Raw genomic sequence first — 17,664 nt, 5'->3', positions numbered from 1 at the left:
CGTTGCCGCCAAGCCCGTCCCCCCCCGACAACCCACCGCAGCCTGCTCTGCTACTGTTCGGTAACCGAACAATAGCCCCTCCTCCGAATTGACGCTGCCGACTTCACTGCGCACCATGCACCGGCCTTGCGTACCCCCTGCCTGGGAAACGGTCACGCACGCGTAGCACCGCAGCTGAATACAATTTCAAGAAACGAGCAGTTTATGAACCACACCAAGACCACCCCCGCCGCGCCCCGGATGCCCCAGGGTTCGATTGGCGACAAGCTTCGCGGCGCCTTCGGCGTCGGCAAGACCCGTTGGGGCATGCTTGCCCTGGTGTTCTTCGCCACCACCCTGAACTACATCGACCGCGCCGCGCTCGGCATCATGCAACCGGTGCTGGCCAAGGAAATGAGCTGGACGGCGATGGACTACGCCAACATCAACTTCTGGTTCCAGGTCGGCTATGCGATCGGCTTTTTGCTTCAGGGCCGGTTGATCGACAAGGTTGGGGTAAAACGCGCCTTCTTCTTCGCCGTGCTGCTTTGGAGCCTGGCTACCGGCGCCCACGGCCTGGCCACTTCTGCGGCGGGTTTCATGGTCTGCCGCTTCATCCTTGGCCTGACCGAGGCCGCCAACTACCCGGCTTGCGTAAAGACCGTGCGATTGTGGTTCCCGGCAGGCGAGCGGGCCATCGCTACCGGCCTGTTCAATGCTGGCACCAACGTCGGCGCCATGGTCACGCCGGCCCTGCTGCCGCTGATCCTTGCCGTGTGGGGCTGGCAGGCTGCATTCATCGCCATGGGCAGCCTGGGCCTGGTGTGGGTGGTGCTGTGGCTGCTGAAATACTACAACCCTGAAGACCACCCCAGCGTGCGCCAGAGCGAGGTGCAGTACATCCAGCAGGACGACGAGCCCGAGCCGACCCGCGTGCCGTTCAGCCGTATCCTGCGCCTGCGCGGTACCTGGGCGTTCGCGGTGGCCTATGCGATTACCGCGCCGGTGTTCTGGTTCTACCTGTACTGGCTGCCGCCGTTTCTCAACCAGCAGTACAGCCTGGGCATCAACGTGACCCAGATGGGCATCCCGCTGATCATCATCTGGCTGACCGCAGACTTCGGCAGCATCGGTGGCGGCATCCTGTCGTCCTGGCTGATCGGCCGTGGCGTGCGCGCCACCACCGCACGGCTGGTGTCGATGCTGATCTTTGCCTGCACCATGGTCAGCGTGGTCTTTGCCGCCAACGCCAGCGGCCTGTGGGTTGCAGTGGCGGCCATCTCGCTGGCGGTGGGTGCGCACCAGGCGTGGACGGCCAACATCTGGAGCCTGGTGATGGACTACACGCCCAAGCACCTGGTGAGCACGGTGTTCGGCTTCGGCAGCATGTGCGCGGCGATCGGCGGGATGTTCATGACGCAGATCGTCGGCAGCGTGCTGACCGCCACGAACAACAACTATGCCGTGTTGTTCACCATGATTCCGGCCATGTACTTCCTGGCACTGGTGTGGATGTATTTCATGGCGCCGCGCAAGGTCGAGAGCGCCTGAAGTGCGCTAGCCAGTTACCTCTACGGGGCCCTTGCGGGCCCTTTTTTTCGGATGGTATTTCTTCGTGTGCGGATAACCGGTCAGACCCTGGCCAGCACAGCCATGGCTTTCTCCAGCGCCATGCGCGCACGCTGTTCACCGCTGATGCCCTGCTCCAGCAACTGCCGCGTGGGAATCTCCAGGCTCAGCGGCACGGTTGCCGGCAAAGCGCGCAACAAGGCAACCAGGTCGGCATCGCCGTCGCCCGGGAAACGCCGCTCATTGCGCGCCTGGCGCAGGATCTCGTCCATGTCGGCCGGCACCGGACCGGCAACGTCGCACAGCTGGGCATAGCGCATGCGCTGCGGCGCCAGTTTCGCCAGGTCATCCAAAGAAGACCTGGACCGATTGAAGTGGAACGCATCCACCAGCACACAACCGTTGGCGCGGTTGGCGTTGGCCACCACTCGCATAGCCTGGTCGAGGTTGCGCACATCGGTCCAGGGCATGAACTCCAGGTGCGGATGAATACCGAACCCCGCCGCCAGTTCGCACAACGCGGCAAAACGCTCGGTCAGACGGGCTTCATCCGGGTCGTTGCCTGCCACCAGCAACTCGGTCCCGCCTAGCTCGGCGCCTGTCGCCAGAATCGGTTCGAAATCGGCTACGCAGGTTTCCGGTTTCAGCCGCAGGATCTCCAGGTCGAGCACCTTGATACCCGTGTCGCGCAGGCGCGCCTGGGTTTGCCGGCGCAGGTTGCCGTCGGCCACCAGCGGGAAGTGCAGCTCCTGTTCGGTAGCCGGCACCAAGCGAAGGCCTACGTGGCTGTAGCCGGCGCGGGCAGCAGCCTCGACCATGTCCGGCGGGGACAGTTCGAGCACCGTGAGGGCCGCGAGGGAGAAAATTCGATCAGTCATTTATCGTCACCAGAAAAAGAAGGTTGCGTCAGGCAATGCTTTCGGGGGCGCAGGCGCGGCCCGTTTCCGCTGCCTGGCGGATTGCTTCGATCAGCGCCAGGGTCCGGCCGCCGTCGGCAGCATCGATCAGGGGCGTCTGCTCACCCCGCGCAACCCGCACAAAGTGCTGCAATTGCAGGGTCAGCGCCTCACCCGCCGGGATGCTTTCTTCGCTTTGCAGCAGCGGCGTGTGCCATCCCGAGCCTGTCTCGGCATAGTGCCAGCGCTTGAGCTGGGGAATGCTCAGCGCCCCCTGTGTGCCGGCCAGCAGGTAGCATGGCTGACCCTCCTGGCGCGGGTAGATCGGGCTTTCGCCGGAGTCCAGCTCCCAGCTCCACGGCGCAGCCACGGCGTCGGAACCGGTCAGGCTGCCCAACGCGCCATTGGCAAACTGCAGCAGCACCGCCGCGCTGTCTTCGTTGGCAAAGCCGCGCACGTCGTTGCGGGTAAACGCCTGCACCTGTACCACCTCGCCGCACAGGTGGCGCAGCAGGTCGAGGTCGTGGATCAGGTTGGTCAGCAAGAAGCCGGCGCCCGGCTCACGTCGCCAAGCCGTTTCGAAGTAGCCGTCGGGTTTTTGCAGTTGCCACAGCGCGGTGACATTGATCAGCCGGCCCAGCTTGCCGTCGGCGATCACCTGGTGCGCCTTGACGATCAGCGGATTGTGCCGCCGGTGGTGCCCTACCAGTACGGGTACGCCATGGCGGCGCGATGCCTCTACCAACGCGCGCACCTCATCCAGGTGCACGCCCACCGGCTTCTCGACCAGCACCGGCACACCGGCCTCGACGCAATCCAGGGCGCAAGTCACATGCAGGTTGTTCGGGTTGGCAACGATCACGGCTTCGGGGCGTGCGTGCTCCAGCATTTGCCGGTGGTCGGCAAAACAGGGTACGCCACATTCGGCGGCAAAGGCTTGCGCCTGCGGGCCAGGGTCGGCCACCGCGCACAGCTGGGCTTGCGGCACATTGCGCAAGTGCTGGTAATGCTGGCGGCCCATGATGCCAGCGCCGATCAAGGCAATACGAAGGGGTGCGTTCAACAGCCTGTCCTCTTGTCATTGTTGTTTTGTAGATTCTGAAATTCAGTTCCACAATCCACTCACGACAATCTAGAACCTGGTTCTGCTTTTATGAAGAACCGGCAGAACAGACTGTGCGGTAATCGACCGGAAAAGTGCCGTCAGGCAAACAACTCGCTTGCCCGGCTGGCCGCCGACAGTTCTTGCGCTGCAGCCAGCAACAGCGGCGCCAGCTCTGCCAGGCGGCTTTGCGTCATGCGAGCACTGGGCCCGGCGATGCTCAACACGCCGATCACTTCCTCCGTGAACGGGCGTCGCACCACGGCAGCCAGCGCCGAGGTACCAATGGCCGAGGTTTCCTCAACCCAGGCATAACCACGCTCACGGGCACGGTGCAGGTAAGCGAGCAGTTCGTCTGTGGAACGTGGTGCGTTCGGGCCGAACTGCGCGGGGTCGGCGATGCCTTGGCGCAATACCATCTGTAGCGCCTGCTCATCGTCCAGGCTGGCCAGCCAGGCATGCCCGGAGGCTGTGTAGAACAGCGGTGCGTCGCGGCCCATGTCCGGGTCATAACGCAGCCCGGAACGGGCGCCCTGGGATTTGGCGATCCAGGTCTGGCGGGCACCGTCGATCACGCCAAGGCGTACCAGCTCACCGCTGTCCTGGGCCAGGCGGTCGAGGATCGGCTGGATGATGTCGGCACCGTTGCTCGACAGGTAGCGAAACCCCATGGCCACCAGCTTGGCCGACAGCTGGTAGCGGCTATTGTCGCGGTTCTGCCGTACATAGCCCAATCGCACCAACTCGGTGAGCATGCGGTGGGCAGCGCTTTTGGGGATGTCCAGGCGCTCGGCCAGGGTTTGCAGTGGCAACCCCTGAGGTTCGCCGGTAAGGCTTTCTACAAGACTGAAGGCGCGTTCGATCTGACTACCAGCCATGATTACAGGTCCCTGATTTTTTTGCGAATTCTAGAAGATGATTCCACATCGGCGATAGGTAGCGCAGCCAGCGACCAATGAAATGTCCGGTTATCGCCCAATACCTGCCATGCGCAGGCACCGTGCTCTTGCGGGTAGCATCGTTGGCGATGAGAATATGGAACCTTGTTCCAATAACAATACAGGAATCCAGCGATGTCTTCTGCGCCCTTTGATACCGAATGCGATGTACTGGTCATAGGCTCCGGCGCCGCCGGGCTGGCCGCGGCGGTGACAGCTGCCTGGCATGGGCAGAAGGTGATCGTGGTAGAGAAGGAGCCGGTGTTTGGCGGCGCCACCGCCTGGTCCGGAGGCTGGGCCTGGGTGCCGCGCAACCCGCTGGCACGGCGCGCCGGCATCGAGGAGGACATCGAACAGCCGCGCACTTACCTGCGCAATGAATTGGGCACGTATTACAACGCTGAGCGCGTCGATGCATTCCTTGAGGCGTGCCCACATATGGTGGCGTTCTTCGAGAAGCACACAGCCCTGCAGTTTGCCGATGGTAACGGGATTCCTGACATGCACGGGGACACACCGGGCGCAGCCCAGGGCGGCCACCAGGTGATCGCCGCGCCTTATGACGCCCGCGAGGTGGGCGCCTTGCTACCACGTCTGCGCAAGACCATGCGCGAAACCTCGTTCATGGGCATGCCGATCATGGCGGGCGATGACCTTGCCGCGTTCCTCAACATGACCCGCTCGCCCAAGGCTTTGCTGCATGTTTGCAAGCGCTTTGGCCGCCACCTGTATCACCTGGCCCGGCACGGGCGGGCGATGCATCTGGTCAATGGTGTGGCGCTGGTGGCGCGCCTGGCCAAGTCGGCACAAGCGCTTGGCGTGCACCTGCAGGAATCCGCGCCAGCCAAACGCCTGCTGGTAGAAGATGGCCAGGTACGGGGCGCCCTGGTAGCAACGGCGCAGGGCGAACACATGATTCGGGCGAAGGCCGTGGTACTGGCGGCAGGTGGCTTCCCCAACGACAGCGCCAGGCGTCGGCAACTGTTCCCACGCGATGCCAGTGGCGAAGACAACCTGGCGCTGCCGCCGCAGGGTTGTTCAGGTGACGGGCTGCGCCTGGGCGAATCGGTGGGCGGCGTGGTTGCCACCGACCTGAAGTCGCCGGTGGCATGGGCTCCGGTTTCGCAGGTGCCGCACCGCGATGGCAGTATCGGCCACTTTCCGCACATCATCGAACGCGGCAAGCCGGGCATTATTGGCGTGCTGGCCAACGGCAAGCGTTTCGTCAACGAAGCGCATGGCTATTACGACTATGTATCGGCCATGGTCGCGGCGGTGCCGCTGGGTGAGGACGTATGCTCGTGGCTGGTTTGCGACCACCGCTTCCTGCGCCGCTACGGCCTGGGCCATGCCCGCCCTGCGCCGCTGCCGGTGTGGCCACATGTACGCAACGGCTACCTCAAGCGCGGCGCCACGCTCGAACAACTCGCCCAGGCCTGCGGCATCGACCCCTCCGGGTTGCGGGCCACGGTCGACGTGTTCAACGCCCATGCCCGCGAAGGCCAGGACCCGGCGTTTGGCCGTGGCTCAACGCCGTTCAACCGCAAGCAGGGTGACCCACAGCATAAGGGGCCGAACCCTTGTGTAGCGCCCATTGAGCACGGGCCGTTTTATGCGGTGAAGGTAAAGCCCGGCTGCTTTGGCACCTTTGCCGGGCTGCGCACCGATGGCAATGCCCGGGTGCTGGACGAGGCCGGGCAGCCGATTGCCGGGCTGTATGCGGCGGGTACCGACATGGCCAGTGTTTTCGGTGGCTGGTACCCGTCGGGTGGCATCAACCTGGGGCCGGCGCTGACCTTTGGCTATGTGGCCGGGCGGCATATTGCCGGCGTGCGGGGATATGAGTGAGCGCCGCGGTGTATCCCCTGAAGTTTTTCGGCTGCCTGGACGGGCCTCTTCGCGGGCGCGCCCGCTCCCACAGGAACTCTGCAAACCTTGAACCTGTGGTGATCCTGTGGGAGCGGGCAAGCCCGCGAAGGGCCGGCTCAAGCAAAGCCCGCAAGAAAGGCGCTAAATCTGATCTTTTTCAGTCTTGTGATTGATCTGCGCCAACCAGTACGGCACATCCACCTCATCGATCTGCTCGGCGCGCAGGAAGCGTTCGGCATACTGGCGGTACACCCCGCTGCTCAGGAACAGTTGCAGCAGCTGCCCGTCGATGTGCCGGTCGCGGGCCATGAACACCATGATCCTGACCGACTCGGATAACGTCTTCGGCGGTTTGTACGGCCGGTCGGCCGCCGTCAGCGCCTCGAAGATGTCGGCAATGGCCATGACCCGCTCGGCAATACCCAGGTCTTGCTCACCCAGCCGGCGTGGATAGCCGCTGCCATCCAGTTTTTCGTGGTGGTTGCCGGCAATGTCCGGCACCCGCTTGAGCTGGCGAGGGAATGGCAACGCGCTGAGCATGATGATGGTCTGCACGATGTGTTCGTTGATCTTGAAGCGTTCCTCGTCATTCAGCGTACCGCGCCGGATCGACAGGTTGTACAGCTCGCCGTGGTTGCTGGCATACGGCGGCAGGCGCATGTCGAAGCCCCAGTGGTTGCGCGGGTCGCCCTTGACCACCGGTGGCTTGCGCTCGCCCCAGGGCACACGGTGCTCGGCACGGTCGGCCAGCAGGGGCTCCTCTACAGGCAGTACCGGTTGCAGCGCACCGGCGAAGCGCTCGGCCTCGTCGCGGGAAATGCCCAGGCGGTTGTCGAAGTGACGCAACCAGCGGCGCTGGCCGATTTGCTGCAGGCGCTCGATATCGGCGTCCTGCATGAACTCGCCGCCAATATTGGCCTGGGCGACGAAGGCGAAGTCTTCGTGCAGCTGGGCTTGGCTACGGGCCAGGGCGGCTTGCAGCACCTGCGGGTCGCCAGCGCTGGCCAGGCCTTGCCAATACGCCAGCTCGGCATCGCGCCACAGCACTTCAAACCGCATGCGTACTTCGTGGATACGGTTGTAGAGGGTCTCCAGCTTGGTCGCCTTGTCCACCACGTACTCGGGGCTGGTGACCTTGCCACAATCGTGCAACCAGGCCGCCACGCGGAATTCGTAGCGCTCGGCTTCGGTCATGCTGAAGCTGGCATACGGGCCGCTGTCACTGGCCGCCACCTGGTCCAGCAGCATCTGCGCCAGTTGCGGCACCCGCTCGCAGTGGCCGCCGGTATAGGGGCTTTTGGCATCGATGGCATCGGCCAGCAGCTTGATCATGGCGTCCATCAGGCGTTGCTGGGCTTCGGCCATCTGGCGCGTCTCGATGGCCACCGCCGCCACCCCCGATAGCTCCTCGACAAAGCGCTGGAACGGTTGGCCAAGCTGGCCGCGCGCCTGCGCTTCATCCAGTTGCAACAGCAGAATGCCCAAAAGCGCCTGGCTGCGGTCATTCAACACCACGGCCAGGCTGCGCTCGTGCAGGCCCAAGGTCTGGGTAACTTGCGCAGCCAGCGTGTGGCGCGCGCCCTCGTCCACCGCCAACTCGGCCGGGTATTGCTCGCCGCGGCATGAGGCTGCCAGGCGCAGCAACCCGTGGTCGGCGTCATACAGGTAGACCACGCCGGCCTCGGCACCGGCAGCGTGCACCAGATGGGTCAGTACACCGTCGAGCATGCGATCCAGGTCGCGCTCGCGGCTAAGCGTCAGGGTGATGGCCTGGAAGCCCTGGATGGTGCCAGACATCCGGCCAAGCACCTGGCTCAGCTCGCGCACTTCAGACACCCTCGACTTCACCCCGACTTCGCGGCTGAAATCGAAGCCGGCCAGACCTTGCACCTGCTCGGCCAGCTGCTTCAGCGGGCGACCGATGCGCCGGCCGAGCACGCCCCCGAGCACCAGCAGCACCGCCATCAGCACAGCGGTCCACAGCAACTGTTCGAACAACACCTGGCGCGCACCGGCCAGCAGTTCGTGGCCCGGCACCGCCATCAGCACTTGCAGGTCCTGCCCGGCGAGCGTAGTCAGCGGGATGCGCATGCCATACCAGGTCTGGCCGTCCACCTGATAGGGCTGTGACTGAGTGCCTTGCGGTAGGTCCGCGTACAAGCGCTGCAGGCTTGCTACACCCAGCTCGTCGATGCGCGACAGGCGCACGCCTTGGCGTTCGTGCACGATTACCCGCTGCAAGTCCGGGTAGGCCACGACATTGCCCTGCGCGTCGAGCACGGCTATTTCAGTACCGGGCGTCATCCGCAGGCCCTGGGTTTCGCTGGCCAGGTCGTTGACCGACACGTCCATGCCTATCACTGCTCCGCCGTCGACGCTGCGCTGGGCCAGGGTCAGGCCAATTTCGCGCGTGGTGAAAAACACATAGGGCGGGGTCAGCACCGTGGCGGGTTGCGCGCTGGCTTCGGCGAACCATGCGCGGGTACGCGGGTCGTAGCGGTAGTCGGGTTTGGCCTGGGCGTGCAACAGGTTCAGCGCCCGGTCGTAGTAGCGCCACTCACCCTGCACCTGCCCGCCTTCATCGCGGTTGACGCTCTGCACCAGGAATGCCGTGCCCGGTGGCGCTGCAAAACGTTGCAGCAACTGTGGGTCTCGCAACCGGCGTACCAACAGGAAATCGCCGTTGGCGTAGCCCATGTAGGCGGCGCTGAGCATCCGGTTGGCGTCCAGTGTCTCGACCAGTTGCGGCAACCCTTCCAGGCGCTGTGCCTGGGTGTGCGCAGTAGGGTTGTGAGCCAGCAGCCGGATGCTGCTCTGTACCGGGTCTATCAGGCGCCGGGCGCGTTCGTCGATGGTCTTGCCGACTTGCTGGGCGGCATCTGCGGCGGCGGCGACCAAGGTCTGGCGGATACCGCGGTAGCCCTGCCAGGCCAGCGCGGCACAGAGCAACAGCATGCCCAGCACAATGGCCAGCGCCACCAGCCATTGCAGCGAGATGCCACGCCTGGCTTTATCAGCAACACGATCCGTCGACACGCAGCCCATTCCAGGTACTCCATGTGGTGCAAATTGTGGGAGCAGCCAGGACGATCATGCGGGCCGAAGCCATTCGCAGGCAGCGTGACAGGCCCAATGGTGGCAATTAGCCCTGGCCCATCTTGGCAGGAGTGTAGAGTGCGGTTGGCGGTTTTGCCGGGACGAATGAAGAAATCCAGGTAACCTTTTCAGCGCTTGTCAGGGCCTCTTCGCGGGCACGCCCGCTCCCACAGGTACTGCACTGGCTTCGGGCTCACCTTTAACCTGTGGGAGCGGGCTTGCCCGCGAAGGGCCGCAAAGCGGCCCAGAGCCTGATCACCTGCGAGCCCGTTGTTCCAGCATCACCAGCACGCCAACAATCAACGCCTGCATACCTTCATTCAACTCCACCTCCATCTCCGACTCTTCCCCTGCCCGGTCGGCATCCAGCAGCGGCTCACGCCCCGACACGGTGTACACCGTATCGGCCACCGCAAAACCATGGAACGCCACCGTGGACAGCAACCAGCGCGCCTGCTCCAGGTTCAGGCCGTATGCCTGGGCGATGTGCGCCTGGTGGTCGTTGATCTTGTCGATCATCACGTCGGTTGCCGCCAACCTGCGGATCACATAGGGCGTCAGCCCTGGGTGAGCCTTGACGAACGCCTGCACCGACGTTGCAAAGCGCAGCAGGTAGGCCTGCAACCCTTCTGCACAATCACCCTGCGCCCTGGGGATCTGCCAACGCTGGAAGATCTCCTCGGCCACCAGGCACTTGAGCGCCTCAATGTTCGCCACGTGCTTGTACAACGCCATGTGACTTACCCCCAACGCAGCCGCCACGCCAACGAAGGTGAGGCCGGGCAAGCCAATGGCGATGCTGACGTCAGCAATGCGTTCACGGGTAATGGTGCGCGGGCGACCGCGTCCAGACGTACGTTCAGGTGGTTGCATCGGCTCCTCCGGGCTTCTTGAAGACAGTCTTGTAGCTGTCTTGTCGGGTTTTCGCAAATTAGTTTATAGTCATGCAACTAATTCGTTTTCAGCTCCCAGGCCCGTTTCATGTCTGACTCATCCTCCCCCCTCGACGCCGCCCCTGTCGGCAGCAAGGTGCGTAGCCCTCTGCGCCGTGTGCTCTATCCCATTCGCGGGCGGCTGGCCCTGGCGGCATTGCTGTCCGCCGCGGGGGCGATGCTGGCCCTGGTCCCTCTGGCAGGCGTTGCGCACATTGCACAGCTTGCGCTGAGCGAATCCGGCTCATCGGCCGCCATTGCCCGGGCGATCGCGGCCAGCGTCGCCAGCCTGTTTACAGGGATGACCTTGATAACCGCCGCCGAGTTGTTGGCGCACCAGGCCGACAACCACATTACCCATCACCTGCGCGTTGCCATTGGCCAGCGCCTGATGCAAGTGCCGCTCGGCTGGTTCAGCGAGCGAGCGTCGAGCGAGGTGAAACGTGCCATGCAGGACGACATCGGCACCTTGCATAGCCTGACCGCGCACTTTTTCACTACTTTGGGCCGCGCCGTCGGCGCCGTGGTAGTGTCGGTGGCCTACCTGCTCGCCACGCACTGGAGCCTGGCACTGGTCGTGCTGCTGCCCTTCCCTGTGTTCTTCCTGTTTCTGCACCGGGCCATCAAGGCCAGCGCAGCGCATATGGGTGACGTGGTCACAGGTATGGCACGCATCGACAATGCAGTGGTCGAGTTCGTCAATGGCATGCCGCTGGTCAAAGCGTTCGGCGACCGTGGCAATGCCCAGGACCGCTACCGTGCCGCGGTCGATGCCTTCGCCGACACCTTCACCGGCTTCACCCGCCCACTGGTTGCGGCGATGGCCCGGGCCAATGCCTTGATCGCGCCGGTGACAGTACTGGGCGTGGTGCTGCTGGCCGGCATGCTGTTCGTGGCCGTGGGCCGGATCGAGCCGCTGCAGATCCTGCCCTTTGCCCTGGTCACGCCGGGGCTGTGCGCGCCGTTGCAGCTGTTGCACTACATCACCCATGACCTGAACAACGCGGTGGCAGCAGCCCAGCGGGTGCAGGCGCTGCTGGACACGCCGGTGCTGCCGGCCCCTGCCGCTGGCAGCCTGCCCAACGGCAGCGAAATACGTGTGCAACGGGTGAGCCATGCCTATGTGCCTGGCACCCCGGTGCTGAACGACGTCAGCTTCAACCTGGCCCCCGGCACCACCACCGCCATCGTCGGCCCCTCCGGCGCCGGCAAGTCGACCTTGGCGCGCCTGCTCCTGCGCTTCTTCGACCCCGATGCCGGGCGCATCACCCTGGGCGGTGTCGACCTGCGGCAGGTCGAGAGCCGCGAGCTGTACCGGCGCATCGGCTTCGTACTGCAAGAGGTACGGCTGATCCATGCCAGCGTGGCCGAAAACATCGCCCTGGGCCAACCGGCTGCAACCCGCGAGCAGATCGAAGCGGCGGCGCGCCTGGCCAACATGCATGCACGCATCCTGCAACTGCCGCGTGGCTATGACTCGGTGATCGGCGAAGACGCGCAACTGTCAGGTGGCGAACAGCAACGCCTGAGCATCGCCCGCGCCGTGCTACTCGACCCGCCTGTGCTGGTACTGGACGAGGCCACCGCAGCCGCCGACGCCGAAAGCGAGTCGGCGATCCAGGATGCCCTGTCGCGCTTTGCCAAGGGTCGCACCCTGCTGGTAATCGCCCACCGGCTGGACACCGTGATGAACGCCGACCAGATCCTGGTGATCGACCAGGGCACCCTCTGCGAACAAGGCCGACACGCCGAATTGCTCGCGCGCCAAGGCCTGTATGCCCGGCTGTGGGAACAGGGCCGCTATCAGAACACCGTGGAGAAGGCACTGCCAGCATGCTGAAAACCTTCGTTCGACTGCTGGGCGACAGCGCCCCGGCATGGCGTCGCTATTGCCTGATGACCGTGTTGTATGGGGTGTTCAGTGGGCTGACCATCAGTGCTCTGGCGCCGATCATGCTGCACCTGCTGAACAACCAATTACCTGCCGCCAGTGCCTGGCTGGCCGTACTGGCAGCCGGCCTGGTGCTGTGCTGGGCCTGGCGACGCCGCGTGGAGCAGGCAGGTATCAGCCTGGCCGTGGCCGTGTTGCAAGGCGGCCGCCATTGCATCGGCGCCCACGTGGCTCAACTGCCGCTGGGCTGGTTCACCCCGCAGAACACGGCGCGGCTTGGCCATGTGATCACCCAAGGCACGATGGCCGTGGCCCAGTTGCCGGCCCATGTGCTTACCCCCTTGATCAGTGGCAGCGTCACGCCACTGGTGTTGCTGCTTGCATTGTTCGCCCTGCACCCGCCGCTGGGGCTGATCGCTCTGCTGGCATTGCCGGCGTTGCTAGCGGTGTTGTTGTTCAGTGCCCGCCTGGGGCGCAGCGCCGACCAGGCCTTTCACCGGCACTTCGCCGAAGCCAGCATGCGAATGGTCGAATTTGCCCAGGCGCAGTCCGTGCTGCGCGCCTTCAATGGTGCCGGGGGTGGAACGCGCTTGCTGGAACAAAGCCTTCAGTGCCAGCACAGCAGCGGCGCGGGCCTGATCGTGCGGGCTTCGTTGTCGGCATTGCTGAACAGCTGGGCCGTGCAGATGACATTCGCCACGCTGCTGGTAGCCGCTGGCCTGTGGTTCGGCAGCCACGCCGGTGCCCAGCCGCAGGACGCTGTGGCGGTGATCGTGGCGTTGGCGCTGGTGTGCCGCTTCATCGACCCGTTGCAGGACGTTGCCAGCCATGTCGAGATCCTGCGCGGGGCGCATGGCCAGCTCAAGGAGATCGAACGCATCCTGGCAGCCAAGCCATTGCCCGAGCCCACCACGACCCTGCAGCCGCTGGATGGCGCTATCGACCTGCAAGGGGTGAGCCTGCGCTACAGCGCTGAAGGCCCAGAGGTGTTGCATGACGTGAACCTGCATATCCCGGCCGGCAGCATGACTGCGATCATCGGCGCGTCGGGCTCGGGCAAGACGTCGCTGCTGCGCCTGATAGCGCGGTTCTTCGACACCACCCAAGGCAGCGTGCAGATTGGCGGTGTGGACGTGCGCAACATGCCCCGCGCCAGCCTCACCGACACCGTCAGCCAGGTGCTGCAGGATACCTGGCTGTTCCAGGGCAGCATTGCCGACAACATCCGCATCGGCAAACCCGATGCCAGCGACGCCGAGGTGTTGCAGGCGGCGCACATGGCCGGGCTGGCGAGCATCATCGAGCGCCTGCCTGCAGGCCTCGATACGCCCGTAGGTGAAGGGGGTGCACGGTTGTCTGGCGGCGAGCGCCAGCGTGTGACCATTGCCCGCGCGTTTATCAGGCAAACGCCCGTGCTGCTGGTAGACGAAGCCACCGCAGCCCTCGATGCCGAGAACCAGGCGCTGATTGCCCAGGCCCTGCACAGCTTGCGTGGGCGCTGCACGCTGGTGGTCATCGCACACCAGCTCGGCACCGTCGCCATGGCCGACCATATCGTGGTGCTGGAAGCGGGCCAGGTTGTCGAGCAAGGCGCGCCGGCAGCACTGCGCGCCCGCGGCGGCCGCTATGCGCGCTTTCTCGAGCAGCGCCACGCCGCCAATGGCTGGCGCATCGCCGTACCGCATGCGGGCCATGACTGATGCGCACGACCTGGCTGGTAGTGTTCCTGCTGTTGTGCGTCGCCTCACTGGCGGTGGGTGCCCGTGAGCTGGCCTGGGCCCAGCTGTTTACCCTGCACAGTGATACCTGGCTGACCCTGACCGCCAGCCGCCTGCCACGCCTGGCGGCGTTGATGCTGGTCGGTGTGGGCCTGGCGGTGTGCGGAGTAATCCTGCAGCAGATCGTGCGCAACCGTTTCGTCGAGCCGGGCACCACCGGTGGGCTGGACGCCGCACGCCTGGGCATCCTGCTGTCACTGGGCCTGGCGCCAGCAGCCGGGGCGTTGCTGCGCATGCTGTTCGCCTTGGCCGTGTGCTTTGCGGCCAGCCTGCTGTTCGTCGCCATCATCCGCCGCATCCGCGCCCGCAACGCCGTGCTGGTTCCGGTCATCGGCCTGATGTATGGCGGTGTGCTGAGTGCGCTGGCCGAGTTCTACGCCTACCGCTTCAACCTTTTGCAAAGCATGCAGGGCTGGTTGCTGGGGGATTTCTCCAAGGTGGTGCAGGGTCGCTACGAAATCCTCTACCTGATCGTGCCGATCGTGCTGGTCACCTACCTGTATGCACAGCGCTTCACCGTGGTCGGGATGGGCGAAGGCATGGCCACCAGCCTGGGCCTGAACTACACCGCCAACATCACCCTGGGCCTGCTGCTGGTGGCGGTGACGGTGTCGGCCAGCGTGATCGCCGTCGGCGCCATCCCCTTCGTCGGCCTGGTGGTGCCCAACCTGGTAGCCATGCGTTTTGGCGACAACCTGCGCCGCACGCTACCGCTGGTGGCACTGGGCGGCGCTACCTTGCTGCTGGTCTGCGACCTGCTCGGGCGGCTGCTGATCTACCCGTTCGAAGTGCCCATCGGCCTGACGGCAGGCGGCCTGGGTGGGCTGATCTTCCTTGGGCTGGTCATCTGGAGGCAGCGATGAGGGGCCGTCACTGTGTGTGGTTGGCAGTGGTCGTGCTGGCCCTGGTATTCGTCTTCGCCAACGCCGGGCCCGATTTTGCCTACGTCATCCCCAAGCGCCTCGCACGCCTGGCCGCCATGGTCATCGGCGGCGTGTGCGTGGCCTGTTCTGCCATCGCCTTTCAGACCCTTTCCGGCAACCGCATCCTGACCCCGTCGGTCATGGGCTACGAGGCGGTGTACCTGCTGCTGCAGGCGTTGCTGGTGCTGGCAATGGGGGTGCAGGGGCTGGTGCTGCTCGGCAGTAGCGGCAACTTCCTGCTCTCGGTACTGCTGATGCTCGGCTACTCGTGGGCCCTGCACCGCTGGCTGTTTCGCGACAGCAAGAACAACGTCTACTTCCTGCTGCTGGTCGGGTTGGTACTGACCATGGTCATGGCCACTTTCACCCAGTTCGTCCAGCTGAAAGTCAGCCCCGGCGAATTCTCGATGCTGCTGGGCTACACCCAGGCTTCGTTCAACCGGGCAGCGCCGCAACTGCTGTTGTATTCGGCGGTGCTGGTGGCGGGCTTGTGCCTGCTGCTGGCCCGGGCGGTGCCGGTGCTGGACGTGCTGGCGCTAGGGCGCGACCAGGCGATTTCCCTGGGCGTGGACTACACGCGCAAGGTGCGCCTGCTGCTGGCAGTGATCGCGGCGCTGGTGGCTGTGTCGACCAGCCTGTTGGGGCCCACGGCGTTCATGGGCGTATTCGTCGCCAACATCACCTACGCCGTGGCCGGCACCTTCCGCCACCAGGTCACGCTGGCCCTTGGCAGCGCGGTAGCCATTGCCGTGTTCATTGCCGCCCAGCTGCTGGTCGAGCATGTCTTCAACTACAGGACCACCGTCGGCATCCTCGTGAACCTGGTGTGTGGCACCTATTTCCTCGCCCTGATGGTGCGAAACCGGGGAGCCGCATGATAGCTGTCCATGACCTGCACAAACGCTACGGCAGCAAGGCCGTATTGAGCGGAGTAAGCACCCGCTTCCCGCGCCAGCAGCTGACCTCGCTGATCGGCCCCAACGGCGCCGGCAAAACCACCTTGCTGATGATGCTCGCCCGCTTGCTGGAGCCCAGCAGCGGCGACATCCAGCTGGACGGCAGAAGCATCAGCAGCATCGCCATCGGCGACTACGCCCGACGCGTCGCCACCCTGCGCCAGTCGGTCGACTTCAATCTGCGCCTGACCGTCGACGAACTGGTCGCGTTCGGCCGTTTCCCCTACAGCCGCGGCGCACTTACGGGTGAAGACCGCCAGGCCATCGACCAGGCCATCGCCTTTCTATCCCTTGAGCCACTGCGCAACGCGTATCTCGATGAGCTCAGCGGCGGCCAGCGGCAAATGGCATTCCTGGCCATGACCATTGCCCAGCAGACCGACTACCTGCTGCTCGATGAGCCACTGAACAACCTGGACATGGGCCATGCCGTGCAAATCATGCGCGCCTTGCGCCGCCTGTGTGACGAGTTCGGCCGCACGGTGATCCTGGTGGTGCACGACATCAACTTCGCCGCCGCCTACTCCGACCATATCGTCGCCATGCACAACGGCCGGGTGCATTGCAGCGGCAGCGTCGAGCAGGTGGTGACCGAACAACAGCTGCAGGCGCTATACGGGCTCGAATTCGAAATCACCCACGGCGCGCGCGGGCGCCTGTGCAACTACTTCAACCCACCCGGAGCACCACGATGAACCGCAACCACCCCGCCAGCAGCTGGCCGCTGGCGCTATTGCTTGGCGCCACCCTGGCCCTGCACGGCTGCAACGAACCCACCACAGCCACGCCGGCAACAGTGCAAGCCACACACCATGGCGACTACATGCCGGTTACCGTGCAGCACAAGCTGGGCAGCACCGTGATCAGCCAGCTGCCACAGCGCACGGTGGCGCTGGACATGAACGAAGTGGACTTCCTCGACCAACTGGGCGTGGCCGTGGCCGGTATGCCCAAGGACTTCGTGCCGCACTTCCTGGCGCGTTACAAGGACGCCGCGCAAACCGCAGATGTCGGCTCGATCGTGCAGCCGAACCTTGAGCGGGTACACGCTGCCCGGCCCGACCTGATCCTGATCACCTCGCTGCAGGCCAGCCACTATGGCGAACTGAGCGAAATGGCGCCGACCCTGCACTTCGATGTGGATTACCGCGACAGCGAGGCCGGGCATGTCGCGGTGGTCAAACAGCACCTGACCAGCCTTGGCGAGGTATTCGGCAAGCAGGACCTGGCCCGGCGCAAGGTTGACGAACTGGAAGCCAAGCTGGCCCAGGCGCGCAACGTTACCCGCGACCGCCCGGAACGGGCGCTGGTGGTGCTGCACAACAATGGCGCCTTCAGCGCCTTCGGTGTGCAGTCGCGCTACGGCTTCATCTTCAATGACCTGGGCGTGAAACCGGCCAGCACCACGCTGGACACCGGCCTGCATGGCCAGCCGATCTCCAGCGAGTTCATCCAGCAGGCCAACCCCGACATCCTCTACGTGGTGGACCGCACTGCCGTGATGGAGCACCGCCCGCTGATGAACGCAGCCACACTCGACAACCCGCTGCTCCGCCAGACCAACGCCTGGAAGCATGGCCGCGTGGTGTTCGTCGACCCGCAGGCCTGGTACGTCACGGCCGCCAGCCCGACGTCACTGGCCCTGATCGCAGATGACGTGATCAGGGGCTATCAGGACTAAGCCCTACCTGATGCCGTCGCCCGGCAACACGAGAGCGCGTGATTCTCGTTTGCC

The 17,664-nt window shown here is 64.7% G+C and carries 13 protein-coding genes; 8 read left to right on the top strand and 5 right to left on the bottom strand.

The genetic code is table 11. The features are described 5' to 3' along the window. Window positions 1–240 precede the first annotated feature (240 nt). The gene (locus ACIQUI_RS20650; RefSeq protein ID WP_391135815.1) at window positions 241–1,530 is read left to right on the top strand and encodes an MFS transporter; all 1,290 of its coding nucleotides are present in this window, start codon (window positions 241–243) and stop codon (window positions 1,528–1,530) included. Window positions 1,531–1,610: 80 nt separating this feature from the next. Here the strand turns inward: ACIQUI_RS20650 and ACIQUI_RS20645 are convergent, their stop codons facing one another. From ACIQUI_RS20645 to ACIQUI_RS20635, 3 genes are all read right to left on the bottom strand, one after another. Beyond that, complete coding sequence (locus ACIQUI_RS20645) at window positions 1,611–2,426, bottom strand: sugar phosphate isomerase/epimerase family protein (protein WP_403202203.1); 816 nt, start codon at window positions 2,424–2,426, stop codon at window positions 1,611–1,613. Window positions 2,427–2,454: 28 nt separating this feature from the next. Continuing rightward, window positions 2,455–3,507: a Gfo/Idh/MocA family protein gene (locus ACIQUI_RS20640; protein WP_403202201.1), complete on the bottom strand. Its 1,053-nt coding sequence runs from the start codon at window positions 3,505–3,507 to the stop codon at window positions 2,455–2,457. A gap of 140 nt (window positions 3,508–3,647) precedes the next feature. Then, complete coding sequence (locus tag ACIQUI_RS20635; protein WP_403202199.1) at window positions 3,648–4,424, bottom strand: IclR family transcriptional regulator; 777 nt, start codon at window positions 4,422–4,424, stop codon at window positions 3,648–3,650. A gap of 195 nt (window positions 4,425–4,619) precedes the next feature. Here ACIQUI_RS20635 and ACIQUI_RS20630 point away from each other — a divergent pair, with 195 nt between their 5' ends. Continuing rightward, the gene (locus ACIQUI_RS20630; protein ID WP_403202198.1) at window positions 4,620–6,332 is read left to right on the top strand and encodes an FAD-dependent oxidoreductase; all 1,713 of its coding nucleotides are present in this window, start codon (window positions 4,620–4,622) and stop codon (window positions 6,330–6,332) included. Between the two features lie 162 nt (window positions 6,333–6,494). Here ACIQUI_RS20630 and ACIQUI_RS20625 read toward each other — a convergent pair whose 3' ends face one another. Together ACIQUI_RS20625 and ACIQUI_RS20620 are read right to left on the bottom strand one after the other, a co-directional pair. After that, the gene (locus ACIQUI_RS20625) at window positions 6,495–9,398 is read right to left on the bottom strand and encodes an HD domain-containing phosphohydrolase (protein WP_403202196.1); all 2,904 of its coding nucleotides are present in this window, start codon (window positions 9,396–9,398) and stop codon (window positions 6,495–6,497) included. Window positions 9,399–9,704: 306 nt separating this feature from the next. Next, window positions 9,705–10,322, bottom strand: a complete 618-nt coding sequence (locus ACIQUI_RS20620) for a TetR/AcrR family transcriptional regulator (RefSeq protein ID WP_403202194.1) — start codon at window positions 10,320–10,322, stop codon at window positions 9,705–9,707. A 108-nt stretch (window positions 10,323–10,430) separates the two neighbouring features. On the opposite strand from ACIQUI_RS20620, the gene ACIQUI_RS20615 reads away from it, so the two are divergent. From ACIQUI_RS20615 to ACIQUI_RS20590, 6 genes are read left to right on the top strand one after another with little or no spacing between them, the layout of a single operon-like run. Further along, window positions 10,431–12,221, top strand: coding sequence for an ABC transporter ATP-binding protein (locus ACIQUI_RS20615; protein ID WP_403202192.1), 1,791 nt, complete (start codon window positions 10,431–10,433; stop codon window positions 12,219–12,221). After that, a complete protein-coding gene (locus ACIQUI_RS20610; protein WP_403202189.1) occupies window positions 12,215–13,972 on the top strand; it encodes an ABC transporter ATP-binding protein in 1,758 nt (585 codons plus the stop codon). The genes ACIQUI_RS20615 and ACIQUI_RS20610 overlap by 7 nt, the downstream gene beginning before the upstream one ends. Beyond that, the gene (locus ACIQUI_RS20605) at window positions 13,972–14,913 is read left to right on the top strand and encodes an ABC transporter permease (RefSeq protein WP_403202186.1); all 942 of its coding nucleotides are present in this window, start codon (window positions 13,972–13,974) and stop codon (window positions 14,911–14,913) included. Before ACIQUI_RS20610 ends, ACIQUI_RS20605 begins: the two co-directional genes overlap by 1 nt. Further along, the gene (locus ACIQUI_RS20600; protein WP_403202184.1) at window positions 14,910–15,851 is read left to right on the top strand and encodes an iron chelate uptake ABC transporter family permease subunit; all 942 of its coding nucleotides are present in this window, start codon (window positions 14,910–14,912) and stop codon (window positions 15,849–15,851) included. The genes ACIQUI_RS20605 and ACIQUI_RS20600 overlap by 4 nt, the downstream gene beginning before the upstream one ends. Further along, window positions 15,848–16,624 carry an ABC transporter ATP-binding protein gene (locus ACIQUI_RS20595; protein WP_403202182.1) on the top strand — a complete coding sequence of 259 codons (777 nt, stop codon included), beginning with the start codon at window positions 15,848–15,850 and terminating at the stop codon, window positions 16,622–16,624. The genes ACIQUI_RS20600 and ACIQUI_RS20595 overlap by 4 nt, the downstream gene beginning before the upstream one ends. Beyond that, window positions 16,621–17,610, top strand: coding sequence for a siderophore ABC transporter substrate-binding protein (locus tag ACIQUI_RS20590; RefSeq protein WP_403202180.1), 990 nt, complete (start codon window positions 16,621–16,623; stop codon window positions 17,608–17,610). The genes ACIQUI_RS20595 and ACIQUI_RS20590 overlap by 4 nt, the downstream gene beginning before the upstream one ends. Window positions 17,611–17,664: the final 54 nt, after the last annotated feature.

It is taken from the genome of Pseudomonas sp. NPDC090592 (assembly GCF_044769185.1).
Classification (GTDB): Bacteria; Pseudomonadota; Gammaproteobacteria; order Pseudomonadales; family Pseudomonadaceae; genus Aquipseudomonas.
This window is presented reverse-complemented; position numbering and strand designations above follow the sequence as displayed.

Excerpts from the sequence above, each read along its gene's own strand:
- ACIQUI_RS20650 (WP_391135815.1), top strand. The coding sequence starts at position 241 with ATGCCCCAGGGTTCGATTGGCGACAAGCTTCGCGGCGCCTTCGGCGTC.
- ACIQUI_RS20645 (WP_403202203.1), bottom strand. The coding sequence starts at position 2,426 with ATGACTGATCGAATTTTCTCCCTCGCGGCCCTCACGGTGCTCGAACTG.
- ACIQUI_RS20635 (WP_403202199.1), bottom strand. The coding sequence starts at position 4,424 with ATGGCTGGTAGTCAGATCGAACGCGCCTTCAGTCTTGTAGAAAGCCTT.
- ACIQUI_RS20630 (WP_403202198.1), top strand. The coding sequence starts at position 4,620 with ATGTCTTCTGCGCCCTTTGATACCGAATGCGATGTACTGGTCATAGGC.
- ACIQUI_RS20625 (WP_403202196.1), bottom strand. The coding sequence starts at position 9,398 with ATGGGCTGCGTGTCGACGGATCGTGTTGCTGATAAAGCCAGGCGTGGC.
- ACIQUI_RS20620 (WP_403202194.1), bottom strand. The coding sequence starts at position 10,322 with ATGCAACCACCTGAACGTACGTCTGGACGCGGTCGCCCGCGCACCATT.
- ACIQUI_RS20615 (WP_403202192.1), top strand. The coding sequence starts at position 10,431 with ATGTCTGACTCATCCTCCCCCCTCGACGCCGCCCCTGTCGGCAGCAAG.
- ACIQUI_RS20610 (WP_403202189.1), top strand. The coding sequence starts at position 12,215 with ATGCTGAAAACCTTCGTTCGACTGCTGGGCGACAGCGCCCCGGCATGG.
- ACIQUI_RS20605 (WP_403202186.1), top strand. The coding sequence starts at position 13,972 with ATGCGCACGACCTGGCTGGTAGTGTTCCTGCTGTTGTGCGTCGCCTCA.
- ACIQUI_RS20600 (WP_403202184.1), top strand. The coding sequence starts at position 14,910 with ATGAGGGGCCGTCACTGTGTGTGGTTGGCAGTGGTCGTGCTGGCCCTG.
- ACIQUI_RS20595 (WP_403202182.1), top strand. The coding sequence starts at position 15,848 with ATGATAGCTGTCCATGACCTGCACAAACGCTACGGCAGCAAGGCCGTA.
- ACIQUI_RS20590 (WP_403202180.1), top strand. The coding sequence starts at position 16,621 with ATGAACCGCAACCACCCCGCCAGCAGCTGGCCGCTGGCGCTATTGCTT.